Raw genomic sequence first — 14,546 nt, forward strand, 5'->3', positions numbered from 1 at the left:
AGTCCAATTAAAGACTCAAGAATAGACCATTTAGGCCTATCACCTAGCTATAGCTAATTGATATTTACCGTCTATATCAATCTGGCCAAGTGAATTTTTTATAATTTGAAGAGACTATCCACTACACTCTTTTAACTGCCCCGTAAACTGAAAAATTACCAACCATATATATAATTCATCTTTTTTATTAATAGATTCATTTTTATTTTGCTTTCTATTATTTAGTATCTCGGTTTACTTATGAAACGTTTTTACCTTTTCGCCTTTTTATTGTTTTGTTTGACATTATCCCGGTCCGTTTATTCTCAGCATAATGATACTATACCCCAAGAATTAATAGCTGCCTATAAAAAGGTGATTCCCTATCCACAGGAGGTGTTTTCGGGAGGGCAATATGATATTAGCAAGGCTTTCCATATAGAGGGAACTGCATTTTTGGCATCCTCAGAGTTTAAAGAAAGTTGTATTACCATTAATGGAATTTCCTTTGACGATATCCTATTAAATTATGATATACAAAAGGACCAATTGGTTACTTTTCACCCTAATAATTTTCAGCGTATAATCATAAATTCCCAAAAGGTAAATTCTTTTACCCTAGCTGACGGTAGACATTTTATCAAGACTTCTGAAAATAAGGACTATTATTTTGATCAAAATGGATATTATGAAGTGCTTTTGGAGGGAGATATATCCGTATTGGCCAAACACCTAAAGGTAGATGAATTAAAGAAAGAATTGAGCAGCGATGAAACCAAGAATTTCTATTTTATTCACATGAAGCATTTTTTTATCCAGTCCAATGGGGACTTCTTTCGTATCAACAAAAAAAGAGATTTGGCAAAGACACTGGGGATTCCTAAAAAACAGATTAATAAAACCCTGAAGAAAATGCAGATAAAATATAATAAGCAAACAGCGGAAAGCTTGGTAGCCATTGTCGAGGATTACTTGTCCCATGAACCTAAAACTAAGCAATGAGAATCAAACTGTTAATTTTTTGTTTTTCCATGTGCTGCTCCATTGCTGCTAGGGAGGTTTATGCTCAAGAAACAGATGAGGAGAAGATTTCTGGTTTGTTCCCTGGGATAAGCTTTAGCCGTTTTGTCAATGCCATAGAAAAGGAAAACCATTATCAGTTTTTCTTCAAAAACGAGGATATAGCTGATATTAAAGTGAACATCAGTGCCAATGAAAATGAACTCAAGGATATCTTGGATCTTATTTTTGAAAATACAGGTCTCCATTATACTATAGACAAGCAAAAAAGAGTGTTTATACACCGCTCAAAGGTGTTTTATACGGAAGTTTCAAAGGATTTTTTCGAAAAAAAAAGCCTTCAGGATGAAAATCAAATCCAAAATGACGAAAGCTACTTGGATAGGGCCTATATCAAAAATAAATTATGGCGGATAGGTGAGGAGAATTTCGTGGAAAATGACGAATTGGCCTTATTGAAGGGAACCGTTTATGGATTAAAATCCGGTGAACCTGTCAATGGAGCCGTTATTTATGAAAAGAACAACTATACCAAGTCAGTCACCGATAAAAATGGACATTTTAGTATTTTACTGCCCAGAGGCCACCATACCCTGTTTATTCAGCACTTGGGGCAGTTCCAGGAACAAAGGCAAATTGAACTTTTGGGAAATGGGAATCTTCATCTGCAAATCGATGAAAGTATTGTTTCCTTAGATGAGGTAATTGTAAGTTCCGACAGACTTTCTAATATCAACCGATCAGAAATGGGTGTGGAGGTGATGTCTGTGGAATCAATGAAAAAGCTCCCTTCTACAATGGGGGAAGTGGATGTTATCAAAAGTATTTTGACCTTACCTGGGGTGAAAACGGTGGGAGAGTCAAGTGTAGGTTTCAATGTAAGGGGAGGAGCTGCTGATCAAAACCTCATTTTGCTCAATCACAGTACCATTTATAATCCTTCACATTTCTTTGGCTTCTTTTCTTCTTTCAATGCGGATATGGTGGATAATGTTGAATTGCACAAGGCTGGCATGCCTGCCAATTTGGGAGGACGACTTTCCTCTGTACTGGATATTCAGAGCAAGTATGGTAATATGGAAAAGCTACAGGGAAAAGGTGGAATTGGGCTTTTGACCAGCAGGCTGACCTTAGATGGGCCCATAGGAAAAAATTCAAGCTTTTTAGTAAGTGGGAGAACCACTTATAGCAATTGGTTATTGGATTTGGTTAATGACAAGTCAGATTTAAATGCAGCAGGAGCTTCATTTTATGATTTTAATATTAATTTGAAACACCATATAGACAACAAAAATATCTTGAAATTGTCTTCTTATTGGAGCCAGGATGATTTTAATTTTGATGCCGATACCTTATTTAACTATAATAATCGGAATGTTAATATCAACTGGACTCATTATTTCAATAAAAGACTGGAAAGTGAGGTGATTCTTGGGATTGACCACTATAGGTTTGGTATCTCTGGAAGGGAAGACAGCCTAAATGCATTTGATTTTGATTTTGATATCTCCCAATACAATATTAAAGCCCTTTTTAATTATGATTATAATGATCAACACAACCTGAATTTTGGTTTGGAAAATATCTATTACCAGCTCAATCCAGGTAATAGGCAAAAAGTAGGAACAACTTCCATTATTATCCCCAAATGGGTCAATAGGGAAACAGCCTCGGAAACAGCCCTGTTTATCAATGACCTTTTCGAAATCAGCGATGAACTAAGCCTAAATTATGGGCTCAGGTATGTCTTATATAATTTTTTGGGACCTAATGAATTATATGAATATGCCCCTAATCTGGCAAAAAATGAGTCTACCATTATTGGAGAACAAATATTTGGAAAAAATGAAATAATTGAAACATATCATGCTCCGGAAGTCCGGCTTTCGGCCAGGTATATTTTGGATAATTTCACTTCCGTAAAAGCTGGTTACCATAGCACAAGACAATATATACATCTACTGACCAATACTTCTTCCGTAAGCCCAACAGATACTTGGAAACTCAGTGATCCTTTTATTCGCCCTCAACAGGGTAATCAGGTATCTATTGGCTTTTATAAAAACCTTGATCAAGGAATGTTGGAAACCTCCATAGAAGTCTATCATAGGAGTATGAAAAATCTTTTGGATTACAGAAGTGGGGCAGAGATCTTGCTCAATAATGAAATTGAACAAGATGTGCTTAATACGAAGGGGCGTGCTTATGGTGCCGAACTGATGATCAAAAAGCCTGAAGGAAGACTCAGTGGTTGGCTGAGCTATACCTTTTCCCGTTCCCTTTTGCAGACCTCTTCCACCGAACTTGCCGAAAAGGTCAATGAGGGAAAATGGTACCCCAGTAATTTCGACCAACCGCATGATATCATGTTGGTAGCCAATTATGAATTCAATAAGCGGGCCAATATCGCCATGAATGCCAATTATAGTACAGGCAGGCCCATTACTCTTCCTGTGGCAAAATTCAATTATAATGGTTCAGAACAAGTCTATTATTCGGATAGAAACGCCTACCGTATACCTGATTACTTCCGAATTGACCTGGCCTTAAATCTAGAAGGAAGCCATAAGATCAAAAAATTGGCCCATGCTTCTTGGTCTTTGGGCGTATATAATGTTTTGGGACGGAATAATCCTTATTCTGTCTATTATACACCATTTAACGGGATTTTAAATGGCTACCAGTTGTCCATTTTTGCTGCGCCTATCCCATATATTACCTATAATTTTAGATTCTGAATGGAGCATGAAAGATAGTTGTATCAAGTATATTATTTGTTTGATGCCCTTGATTTGGTGGGGCTGCCGAGAGGTTTATGATCCTGAAATTGAACAGGAAGATCTTGAAATCCTTGTGGTGGAAGGTCATATTGAAGTAGATGGTGGTGTTTCGGAAATCAAATTGAGCTATACTTCACCAGTTTCCTCTGAGGAAACCGTCTTTAATCCAATTCCTTCAGCAGCGGTATATATAGAATACCAAAGCCAAAGCGGAGAAATTATTCGGCTCCCTATGCAAAGTGATTTTGCAGGTACTTATTTATTAGAGACCCAATTAAACCCTGAGGCGGACTACAGGCTCAGCATCGATATCCCAGAGAAGGGAAGCTATTTGAGCGATTGGACCAAGGCTCGAATCACCCCTCCAATAGATGAGCTGGGATTTATCCAAAAGGAAAATAGCGATGTTGAAATTTATCTGAATACTCAGGGGGATGAAACAGCCCAATATTTCATTTGGAATTTTGAGGAAACTTGGATTTTCAATACGCCCATTATCAGCTTTTTGAAATATGTTAAATTAAGTGCTAATAAAGACACCATTTTGTACAGGACGCAGAATGAGATGACTAATGAGTGTTTCCTTTCTGATAAATCAAAAAATGTAATTATCGGATCGTCTGGTCAATTTGAAAACCAGCTTATCCACCAAAAGAAAATCCAACAAATCCCCAACGGCTCGGAAAAATTGGGTAGGCGTTATTCCGTTTTGGTCCAGCAAAGGGCCATCTCTAAGGAGGCGTATAATTTCTATGAAATTCTTAGAAAAAATGCAGATGATATTGGTGGTATATTCAGCCCTTTACCCTCTATTTTGGGCAGTAATGTGTATCATGCTTCCAATCCTGATATTAAGGCCATTGGGTTCATTACGGTAGGAACTTCCGTGGAAAAACGAATTTATATTGGTCGGGATGAAGTTTTCAACTGGTTCGTTGATATTCCCTACTATGCCGGATGTGAATTTTCAACGGATACAGTGCCCATGCAATTTGTAAGTGAAGCTTTTGATAATAATTACAGAGTGCCTGTAAATCCCATTATGGATGAAAATGACCCCAGACGTATTCTAGGCTATATTGGTGCCAGTACTAAATGTACTGATTGTACGCTAAGAGGAAGAAAGGAAAAACCTGACTTTTGGGAATACTAACCGATGATGAGCATGAGAATTTTTGTTTTTTTATTCTTTTTATGCTGTATGAAGTTTTGCTTTGTATCTGCTAGGCAATTTATTGATCCTTCTGAATTTTTGGAAGCTGTATATGTCCATAAAAGCAAAAGCATAGCGGTAGCTGGAGAAGACATTCCTTTCTTGGTGGATATCAGGTGGCAGAATAATCCTACTTTTTCTAAAATGGCATATGCAGACTTGATAAATCGCCAAGGAAAAAGGGTTGCGGGTGCCATCATCCCTTTACAGGAAGGGAAAGCAGCCGCTTACCTAAGCATACCTTCGACAATTCCTTCAGATCACTATCTCTTTAGGGTATACACCAGACTGGCGAGTAGTATGGAGGATGAACAGAATTATCATCATAGTTTGATTACGGTCATTCATCCTCATATTCCACCAATCGGCAAAAAACAAAGTTCTAATGCCTGGGAAGCATCACAAGTCAAGAATGCAGTCCAATTTTCACTGCACAAAGAAGTTTTGGCATTGGGTGAAATGGCCGAGCTTACAATAACAGCTCCTCCAGGAAAAAACTTGACCATTTCGATAAGTAGAAAGAATCCATTTCTGGGGGATATGAAGGCGATAATTCCTGCTAGAGAAACCAAATTTTCCAGTAAAGAGGAGTTAATTCCCGAAATACAGGGCCATATTATAAAAGGTACTTTATCAGAAACTGCCATAGATTCCTCTAGGGTTTATTTTCTCTCTGCACATGGGGAAAAATCCAATTTGTTTTTAGGCAGACCCAATAAAAATGGGGAAGTGTTTTTTGAATTGGGAGCACTGAAAGAGTATGACTTTTTACTCTTACAAACTGAACAGGACAATGTACCATTTGGCATGAGCATAGAGCAGCCCTTTGCTCCAGTTCCCTCCGGTGACATCTTGAAATTTCCCGCTTTGCAATTGGACGAAAAAGACTTGGGTCTTTTGAATGACTTGGTGATATCCCATGCGGCAACAGCTTATTATTTAAAACCAGAGCAACAGTCTATAAAGGCCATTAGTACAAAATTTGATGTAGACAAGTCTTATGTATTGGATGAATATGTCAGGTTTGAGGATCTGGCCACTACATTGAAAGAATATGTTCCCACAGTTATGGTTAGGACAAATGATGATAAATACCATTTTAAGTTAACCAACTTTCCCGAAGACCGTATGTTCAAAGACAATCCATTGATGCTCATTGATGGCATGCCCGTATTTGATAGTGATGCTTTCGGTAGACATGGTGCAGATAGCATAGAAAGCATTGGGGTCGTCAATAGAAAATTTTATCTATTGGATAATATTTTTGAAGGATTGATCAATATTAAATCCTATAGCAACGATTTTGGAGGCTTTCCTATTCCTGAAAGTGCCCTTTACCTTGAGTACCCCAGCATTCAGCAGCCAGTAAATTGGCATTTTAATACTTCCGTTGATGAAGAGAGGGGGGCTTTGCCTGATTTTAGGACGATACTATTCTGGGAAGAAAATATTAGAATGGATAAAGATGGTGAAGTGAAAGTCAACTTTATCACATCCCAAAGTCCTGGGGAATATGAAGTGAAAGTGAGCAGCATCTCAGATGATGGAAAACAAAGCTGGTCTAAATTGGATTTTAAGGTGTTAAGAGAATAAATGAAAATATGGTTACACCGTGCCGGAAGCACCAATCAGGATGTTGGAGAAATAAAGCTGCTTTACATATAAGTTTGGATTGAGGTTAAGAGTTAGATCAACTTGCGGTTAATATATTATTATAGATGTTTTTCTCTTAGAGTAAGCAATTTATAGTGAGAAAAAAATAATAGGGCTAGTATTGGATTCTATATACTAGCCCTGTTGTTTTAAATGAATTTCGGAGTGATCTATTGTTTTAGATGTTCCGAAAGTTTTTCCAGAAACAATATCTCGGCATAGAACTGCCAGTCAAAATTAGTGGACTGGTTGGCCAAGTGCACATGATGGTCTTGATCCAAAATATAATTATCAGGTTTATTGAGTACCCTTGTTTTACCATATACTGTTTCCAATTCGTTTCTCATACTTTTAAACTCATCCGCTAATGCCACCAAATCTCTTTTGGCAGCCTCACGCTCTTCATCGGTTTTGGCCAAATCGTAATTTCTGAGCAGTATTAATGAATTGGTAGAAAAATGTACCAGATTATTTACCTGTTCATACACCTCCAAGGTGTAGTGATTCCGTAAGGTCTTTGATTTGAGGGTCTCTATTTTGTTTTTGAGCTTGGAAGTAATTATTACCGCTTTTTCGGCTTCTTGTAACCTTTCATGATTGGCTTTGGTCCAAGTTCCTGGATTATCTGTATCAGGTAAGGCAATCACTCCAGTTTCTTTTGGATTATTGGACCGCATAAGGTAATTACGCTTGTTTCCTTGAAGCAAAGCATTTTTCCAAAATGACACTGGCCCTTCCAGTGAATCGATAAAGGCAAAGGATTCATCTGCCAAAGCATTGGCAAAAGCCCTTCTTCGATACAGGGATTTCATTTCGGCAATGCTGGTTTTATCTCCTGCCCAAGAATATTCCGCAAATGCCAAAATTCCTCTATTATACAGTTCAAAATGAGGAGAATCATCATCCCAAAGCGTCAGTAATAACCTCCCGAGATTGTTCTTAATGGAGGATAGCGCAAAGGATCTAATTGGGCCAATATTACTTTCATTCTGAGGCATAAGTACCCATCGGGTCTGGCCAGCAGTAGCTCCCATTACTTGAAGTCCATTATCTGTAAACCATTGCATGGCTTTCTTATTGCCATATAATTCAGGATTCATATAGCTCCACCTCATATAAATACAGTTCTTTGGAAATTGTTCCAAAAAGGCCTCCAGTTTAGGACTGTTTACAGCCCATAAGGAATCGGTTTCTTCTTTACTGTACTTTGCATTGTGAGTAGGACCATATACTCCCGCATTTTTGAGCGGCATATCATCCCAAAATATGGGGATCCTATCGTGTTCTTCTGCAAATTGAGTTACTTTGTTAAGCCAGATAAGTTGAAGCTCCAAGGCCGATTTTCCACTGTTTCTCCCGTTGGTATGAACTTCATCTCCGCCGATATGCAGGTATTTACCATGTGGCGTTGCTTTTAGGGCATCTTCATAGAGATCAAACTGCACATCATAGGTTTTTTCATCGAGCGGATTAAATGCCCAATCACTTTTTGGATCATCTCTTAAGTCTTTATATTCATCATGCTTCAGGATAAATGAGGCATGTCCCAGTCCTTGGATCAGTGGGCTGATTTCGATATGTCTTTCATTGGCATAATCACTTAATTTTTTCCACTCTTCAATAGAAAGTGCATCTGATGAGGCAATAACAGGCTGCTGCTCATACTTTAACTTATCTTCAAATTCTACAATAATACCGTTGACCTTATAATGCGCTAGCTTGTCAATAAGTGCATAATAGTATTCTAGCGTTTCTCTATGGTGTTTGATATCTAAATGGATCGACCTATAGGCTAACTCAGGATAATCGGTTATGGTACATTCAGGAAGGTTTGCTTCTTGTTCTGCAGCGTCCATACAAAGTTGTTGGAGACTTTCAAAAGCATAAAGTAAACCAGCTTCGTCTTGGGCTTGGATACTGACCTGATCTTTGTCTATACTCATTTTATATCCTCCCGAAACCAGCCCCATGGAGCTATCTATTTTAAAAACAATAGCGGCATCGGCTTCGGTTGTAGCTTCTGTAAGTGATGTCGATAAGGAAGATTTTGGTAGCTTTTCCTGACCCAAACTATAATAGCTGCTAATATCACTGCTATTTAGGGAACTGCCCCCCGATATCTCAAACTCTTGTGGGGTAGGGAGTAGCTTAAAATCACCGATGGTTTGGTGCTTTTCTTGGCAAGAATAAAGCGTGACAATTAATATTGTCAGAAGCTTTAAATACGACTTTTTCATATAGTTATACTAAAAAGGTTAAGTGGAATAAAAATAAGGCTTTTTACTAATATGAAAAAATGATTAGTAAATTTTCTCTAAGTGAAAAGTATTGTTTTGAAAAATGATTCTAGTTTGTGAAAAGTAAATGAAAGTTTTTTAGCTACCGTATTATTGTGATATGCAATGTTTAAAAACGGAATTTGATAATGAAGGATGGTAATAGTTAAATTAATCACTTATTCAAATTTGCTTATATTACTTTAGCTAATATCTTTCGTGAATTTAAATTTGTTAAGATGCAATCTAATGTTGGGCTTATTTTAGAAGAAAAAGCGGCCAATATCGGTAATTTTATGGTTGGAAGACTTCTTCCATTCAGACAGAAGAGAGCAGTAGGTCCTTTTGTCTTTATAGACCATATGGGACCAGCTTGTTTGAAAGAACACCAGAACCTGGATGTACCGCCACATCCTCATATTGGACTTTCTACCTTGACGTATCTATTTGATGGGGCAATTTTTCATCAGGATAGTCTTGGAAATGCCATAGAAATTAAACCTGGTGAGGTCAATTGGATGACAGCAGGAAAAGGGATGGTGCACTCAGAAAGAACACCGGAGTATTTAAGAAGGGGGGACAAATACCTTCATGGTTTTCAGATCTGGATTGGCTTGCCAAAACATTTGGAACAGATGGATCCCTCATTTTTTCATATTAGTAAGGAGGATATCCCCACTTGGGAAGAAGATGGTGTTTTCTACAAATTGATTGCTGGTGAAATAAAAGATAAAAAGTCCCCTGTTCCGGTACACAGTCCCCTTTATTTTATTGAGATAAAAACAAAAACGCCACAAAAGATAAATATCGGCGAGCAATTATTTGGTGAGGTAGGTATGTATGTTTTGGAGGGCACCGTAAAAATTGAGCATAATAATTATGGTGACAGGCAATTGCTAATTGCTAAAAATGCCTCTTTATGTGAGTTTGAAACCAATGGTGAAACTACCTTATACCTCTTTGGAGGAGAACCTTTTGAAGAGGAACGATTTATGTTTTGGAATTTTGTCAATTCTGACAAAAGCATTTTGCAAAAGGCCAAAGAAAACTGGAAAGTCCAAAATCTAGCAGCTTTCCCTAAGATCCCCAATGATGATAAGGAATATGTTCCACTTCCAGAAAATGTTTTCAGAAAGAAAGGATAAGTGGATTTGGTCAAAACCTGAATGGAAAAGGTTATCCCTAAGGAATTAGTTGTTTCAGCCTATGCAGGCTAGTTGCTTTGCTGTGTTCCGCTCAGTATTCCCACTGACTTTATACTGAATTATTTAATCCCATCATTTAATACTCGTTTTATGGTGGGGGTAAATTTTGAAGGACTTACTTTTGTTAGCTTCAATGATTCACAGCCGTTAAAACTTGCGAATTGTCTTATTGATTCTGCAAGGGGCTCTAACCATGATTCAAAGGGGATATTGGAGTTTTCAATATGCAGGTGTATGATCTCAAATTGCTTTGCTTTTCTATGTGCCTTGCAGTCTACTCTACCTATAAAGGTGTCTCCAAATAAGATGGGCAAGCAAAAATAGCCGTATTGTCTCTTTTCTTTTGGGACATAGCATTCAAGGCGAAAATCAAAATCAAAAAGTTGTTTAATCCGATCACGGTGAATAATAGAATTATCAAAAGGTGAAAGCAAATGGATTTTCGGTTCATTTTGATTCCGGGTTTTATCGAGTAAACCGCTTTGTATAAACACAGGGGGAATGCCTTCAATATCAATTTTTTGTATGGATCCATCCTCTAACATGGATGTCAACACGTCATTGACCTTATTTCTTAAGATAGTCCCTTTCTTAAGGTGTGTGATTTGTTTAACACTTGTAAAGCCATAGGCGTGCAAATAGGTTTTAACCAAGTATTCAGCGAATTCCATCTGCTTGGGTACGGTCAAATCAATGCCTTCGGGAAGTACATTTTCGGTAAGGTCAAAAGTTTTTTGCATTCCATTTCGCTCACAAATCATCAGGTCACCTTGCATAAATAGCCTTTCGAGTGCCACTTTTGTTGGTTTCCAACTCCACCAACTTCCTGCTTTTTTACTTTGGCTTTCAAAGTCCCTTGCTTTTTTGGGACCCTCCGCACGAATGGTATCCATGACATATTGCATGACTTTTGGCTCAGCCTTATAGTAATGTGATTTATCCCCTTTAACAGCTAACATTTGAGGTAAAGTAAAACGATAATCCCTCATCGGAAGATAGGAGGCAGCATGAAACCAATATTCAAATACCTTACGTTCTTTTACCAGTTCATCCAAATGCCTGGTTTCATAATCGGGAATTCTTGTATAAAGTGTGTGATGATGGGCCCGTTCTATGACGGATAAGGTATCTATCTGTATATATCCAAGCTGTTCCAAGGTATTCAACACTGCATGTTTACCTTTTCCGAATGGCCAACTTTGAAGTAAACCCTGGCTTTCTAGAGTGATTCCTTGTAATTCTTCTATGGTCAAAATACTATTGGTTGTTCTTTACTCTTTATTTGAAAAGGGGAATATAGCCTTTACTGATGAATTTTCTATGTCTAATTATTATGCGCAGCTGTTTGTCGAATTTTGACAGATCGTCTTGATATCATCGTGGTTTTTATCGTACCACTTTATTCCTCGAAAATACGACCCTTCAGGCAGAAAGAAGGTCCTTAGTCAGATGAGGTATATCTAAGAAGTTTTTCTGTCTGTAGTTTTAAATATAGGAATTTGATAACCTTATTGAAACCATTATTAACCCTTATCAAAATATTTTGGTAGGTACTTACTGGCCAAAGTTATGAATGAGAATTATTGAAGTTTTTATTGCTTTCAGAAAGAGAAAAAGCATTAATTTCAAGCTTGATTGAAGCAAGCTGAGCTTGCAATTAGATTTATACCCTTTAACCCTAACGATTTATTTTAATGCTAAAGTATATATGGTCAGCCCTGCTCCTCTTGGGCAGCTGGAAGGTCAATGCCCAATCTTCAGGCTATAAAATCACGATCGACCTCACAGAACAGCGTACAGAAATTTCCCCCATGCTCTATGGGCATTTTATCGAATACCTTGGAAGATGCATAGATGGGGGCATTTATGAGGAAAATTCGGAATTGGCAGATGCTAGGAGTTTCAGAATGGATGTATTGGAAAAGGTGCAGGGGCTCGACATCCCATTGCTTCGCTTTCCTGGAGGTACAGTCATTAAAACTTATCACTGGGAGGATGGAATAGGTCCCAAAGATCAAAGGCCTAAACGTCCAAACCTTATTTGGGGTGGGGTCAATGACAATCATTTCGGAACAGCTGAATTTATTGAATATTGTAAGGAAATAGGTGCAGCACCTTTTTTGGTCGTAAATATGTCCACTGCAACGGCGGAAGAAGCTGCCAACTGGGTGGAATACTGTAATGGGACCGAAGACACCTATTGGGCCAACCTCCGAAGGGAGCATGGTTATGAAGAACCTTTTAATGTCAAATACTGGGGTATCGGAAATGAGGAATATGCTGAACCCGATGCAGGCCTACACCAGGATGTGGATTTTTATATAAAAGATGCTTGGCAATTTGTTAAATTGATGAAACTTCAGGACCCTTCACTGAAGATGACCCTAGTGGGTACTTCACATGACCTGCATTGGAGTAAAAGGGTGCTGGAAGAAATGGGACCTGTATGCGATTTTCTATCAATTCACCTTTATGCTATTCCGGCTGATACCAGCTATCAAACATTGATCAAAAGTGTGGAAACTTTTGAGAATGATTTTGATAAAATGCGACCATTGCTCGCTGAGACACCACAAGTGGTAAAGGACTTTTCTCCTTGGTACAGGTTTCCTCCCCGGGAAGAACCAGTAAAATTAGCGGTTGATGAATGGGGGATATGGGACCTCAATTCAGGGGCTGGAAAAGGTGATTATCAAATGGAATATACTTACCACTGGGGTCATGCTATGGCAGTAGGAAAGTTCATCAACCTTTTTATGGAAAATGCGGACATCATAGGCTTGGCCACCTGGGCCCAGACCGTGAATGTACTTGCTCCCATCATGACCAATGAAAAAGGGGCTTTCTTACAGACCATTTACACACCACTGAAGGCCTATCGCCAATATGTATTGCCTCAGCACTTAGCCATTAAACGAGAAGGGGAGTCCTTGTTTGGTGAAGTACAAAGTATAGATGCCACTGCTAGCATTTCCCAAGATGGAAAGGAAATTGTATTGGCCGTTCTGAATCTTGATCCGTCAGAAGAGCAAGGTCTTGAGTTGGACTTTGCGGGTGGGGGAGCAGCGATGGAATGGCTAGAGCATATTATTTATTCGGCCCCTTCCTTGGATGCCGTTAATGATTTTAATCAACAAGTTGTGGAGGAGGAAAAAGTGATGATGAAAAAGAACATTAGGGATGGACTTAATCTACAATTGAAGCCTGCCAGTATAAATTTCATTAGGTTGAAGGTAAGGGATTAAAGAAAGGGGATAATGAGGGCATGGAAATTACAATGTTAGGAGTTTCCATGCCTAATGCTGGCTATAGAAGGGTTCCATGTGGATTTTGCACGTCCCCCTTAAGGTTTGTGGGAATATGCGATCTGTGTATATTTTATCCCTTTAAATATTTTAATATGTATATCCGCAATTTTACCAGTAATGATCAAAAGCGAATCGAAACAACTCTTTTGATTAAAGTATCAGCTGTTTCGGTTTTCAGACTTCAGTCTTTCGACCAATTGAGCAAAGGATTTATGGTTACTGGCATCATAGCGGATAATCAGATATTTTAATTTCCTATCTCCGGTCTTCTATCTATTGCTTAAAATTAGTTTTTGGATCTTTCAAATTCCTCTAGGCATTCATCCAATGAACCTCCTTCAAGATGAATGCATTCGCAAAATCTAATCCCAGCAATTTCATTTTCGCTGTTGATAAATTGAGCTTTACAATCAGACAAAGAGTTTCTTGGCATAACATCATGGCCAAATCGAGCAAAAGCAATGGTAAGCCCTACGGTAACAATCACTCCTGTGAAAAATGCAAAGGGGAATTGATTACTGTATTTTGCTGGCTTTTTAAAAACGGTATTATCAGCTTGATTTTTAATAGGCAATAGGTATTTCAGCCTATCATAGTTCCAGGCCAGAAGGTATAAATTGGCAAGAACCATTAAGGGGGACGTTACAAAGGATCCTTCAAAACGAACCGCAAAAGAGAGAATCCAAATATTGACTATAATGGGGAAATACAATAATGCCCCCAAAGTCACTGTACGGGGTATTAAAAGTAAAATGGCAGCAATGAATTGAACGATACCAATAAAAGTATAATAATAACCAGTATGGTACAGAGCTTCGAGATAGGCCCCCATTGGATGAATGGAAGAAAGACCACTGGCAAATCTTTCCCCCATGATCTTTACCATTCCAGCCACTATAAAGGCATAAGCTAGGCTCAATCGGCAGAAAATAGAGAATAGCCAATACCATCTATTTCCTTTTACTTTTAAATAGAGTTCGTCGAATTTACTCAAATTGTTCAATTCTAAAATTAGCCTTAATTATCAGTATATCCATACACTTCAAAAAAAGCGAAGTTATTTGCCAATACTAACGTAAATATTAACAACCCAAAATGTTGATTTCTTTGGT

Annotated in this window: 9 protein-coding genes; 6 read left to right on the forward strand and 3 right to left on the reverse strand. The window is 38.1% G+C overall.

Annotated features, from left to right (window positions below):
* Positions 1–240: 240 nt before the first annotated feature.
* From H7U17_RS05385 to H7U17_RS05400, 4 genes are read left to right on the forward strand one after another with little or no spacing between them, the layout of a single operon-like run.
* Positions 241–981 (forward strand): hypothetical protein, encoded by a 741-nt coding sequence (locus H7U17_RS05385; protein ID WP_186755623.1) that lies wholly within the window; start codon positions 241–243, stop codon positions 979–981.
* On the forward strand, positions 978–3,737 hold the full coding sequence (locus H7U17_RS05390) for a TonB-dependent receptor (RefSeq protein ID WP_186755624.1): 2,760 nt from the start codon (positions 978–980) through the stop codon (positions 3,735–3,737). The genes H7U17_RS05385 and H7U17_RS05390 overlap by 4 nt, the downstream gene beginning before the upstream one ends.
* 7 nt (positions 3,738–3,744) lie before the next feature.
* Positions 3,745–4,932, forward strand: a complete 1,188-nt coding sequence (locus H7U17_RS05395; RefSeq protein WP_186755625.1) for a DUF4249 domain-containing protein — start codon at positions 3,745–3,747, stop codon at positions 4,930–4,932.
* A gap of 48 nt (positions 4,933–4,980) precedes the next feature.
* Positions 4,981–6,585, forward strand: a complete 1,605-nt coding sequence (locus tag H7U17_RS05400) for a hypothetical protein (RefSeq protein ID WP_186755626.1) — start codon at positions 4,981–4,983, stop codon at positions 6,583–6,585.
* A gap of 230 nt (positions 6,586–6,815) precedes the next feature.
* Here H7U17_RS05400 and H7U17_RS05405 read toward each other — a convergent pair whose 3' ends face one another.
* Positions 6,816–8,882: a glycoside hydrolase family 20 zincin-like fold domain-containing protein gene (locus H7U17_RS05405; protein ID WP_186755627.1), complete on the reverse strand. Its 2,067-nt coding sequence runs from the start codon at positions 8,880–8,882 to the stop codon at positions 6,816–6,818.
* Between the two features lie 278 nt (positions 8,883–9,160).
* On the opposite strand from H7U17_RS05405, the gene H7U17_RS05410 reads away from it, so the two are divergent.
* Entirely contained in the window at positions 9,161–10,066 is a 906-nt protein-coding gene (locus tag H7U17_RS05410) for a pirin family protein (protein ID WP_186755628.1), read from the forward strand.
* Between the two features lie 119 nt (positions 10,067–10,185).
* Here H7U17_RS05410 and H7U17_RS05415 read toward each other — a convergent pair whose 3' ends face one another.
* A complete protein-coding gene (locus tag H7U17_RS05415) occupies positions 10,186–11,379 on the reverse strand; it encodes a winged helix-turn-helix domain-containing protein (RefSeq protein ID WP_222439141.1) in 1,194 nt (397 codons plus the stop codon).
* A 441-nt stretch (positions 11,380–11,820) separates the two neighbouring features.
* On the opposite strand from H7U17_RS05415, the gene H7U17_RS05420 reads away from it, so the two are divergent.
* Positions 11,821–13,371 (forward strand): alpha-L-arabinofuranosidase C-terminal domain-containing protein, encoded by a 1,551-nt coding sequence (locus tag H7U17_RS05420; protein ID WP_186755629.1) that lies wholly within the window; start codon positions 11,821–11,823, stop codon positions 13,369–13,371.
* 349 nt (positions 13,372–13,720) lie between these two features.
* Here the strand turns inward: H7U17_RS05420 and H7U17_RS05425 are convergent, their stop codons facing one another.
* Positions 13,721–14,428: a DoxX family protein gene (locus H7U17_RS05425; protein ID WP_317172690.1), complete on the reverse strand. Its 708-nt coding sequence runs from the start codon at positions 14,426–14,428 to the stop codon at positions 13,721–13,723.
* Between the last annotated feature and the right edge of the window lie 118 nt (positions 14,429–14,546).

The organism is Echinicola salinicaeni (assembly GCF_014280965.1).
Lineage (GTDB): Bacteria > Bacteroidota > Bacteroidia > Cytophagales > Cyclobacteriaceae > Echinicola > Echinicola salinicaeni.

What these genes read in the sequence shown, in the direction of transcription:
- H7U17_RS05385 (WP_186755623.1), top strand. Translation starts at nt 241, where the DNA reads ATGAAACGTTTTTACCTTTTCGCCTTTTTATTGTTTTGTTTGACATTA.
- H7U17_RS05390 (WP_186755624.1), top strand. Translation starts at nt 978, where the DNA reads ATGAGAATCAAACTGTTAATTTTTTGTTTTTCCATGTGCTGCTCCATT.
- H7U17_RS05395 (WP_186755625.1), top strand. Translation starts at nt 3,745, where the DNA reads ATGAAAGATAGTTGTATCAAGTATATTATTTGTTTGATGCCCTTGATT.
- H7U17_RS05400 (WP_186755626.1), top strand. Translation starts at nt 4,981, where the DNA reads ATGAAGTTTTGCTTTGTATCTGCTAGGCAATTTATTGATCCTTCTGAA.
- H7U17_RS05405 (WP_186755627.1), bottom strand. Translation starts at nt 8,882, where the DNA reads ATGAAAAAGTCGTATTTAAAGCTTCTGACAATATTAATTGTCACGCTT.
- H7U17_RS05410 (WP_186755628.1), top strand. Translation starts at nt 9,161, where the DNA reads ATGCAATCTAATGTTGGGCTTATTTTAGAAGAAAAAGCGGCCAATATC.
- H7U17_RS05420 (WP_186755629.1), top strand. Translation starts at nt 11,821, where the DNA reads ATGCTAAAGTATATATGGTCAGCCCTGCTCCTCTTGGGCAGCTGGAAG.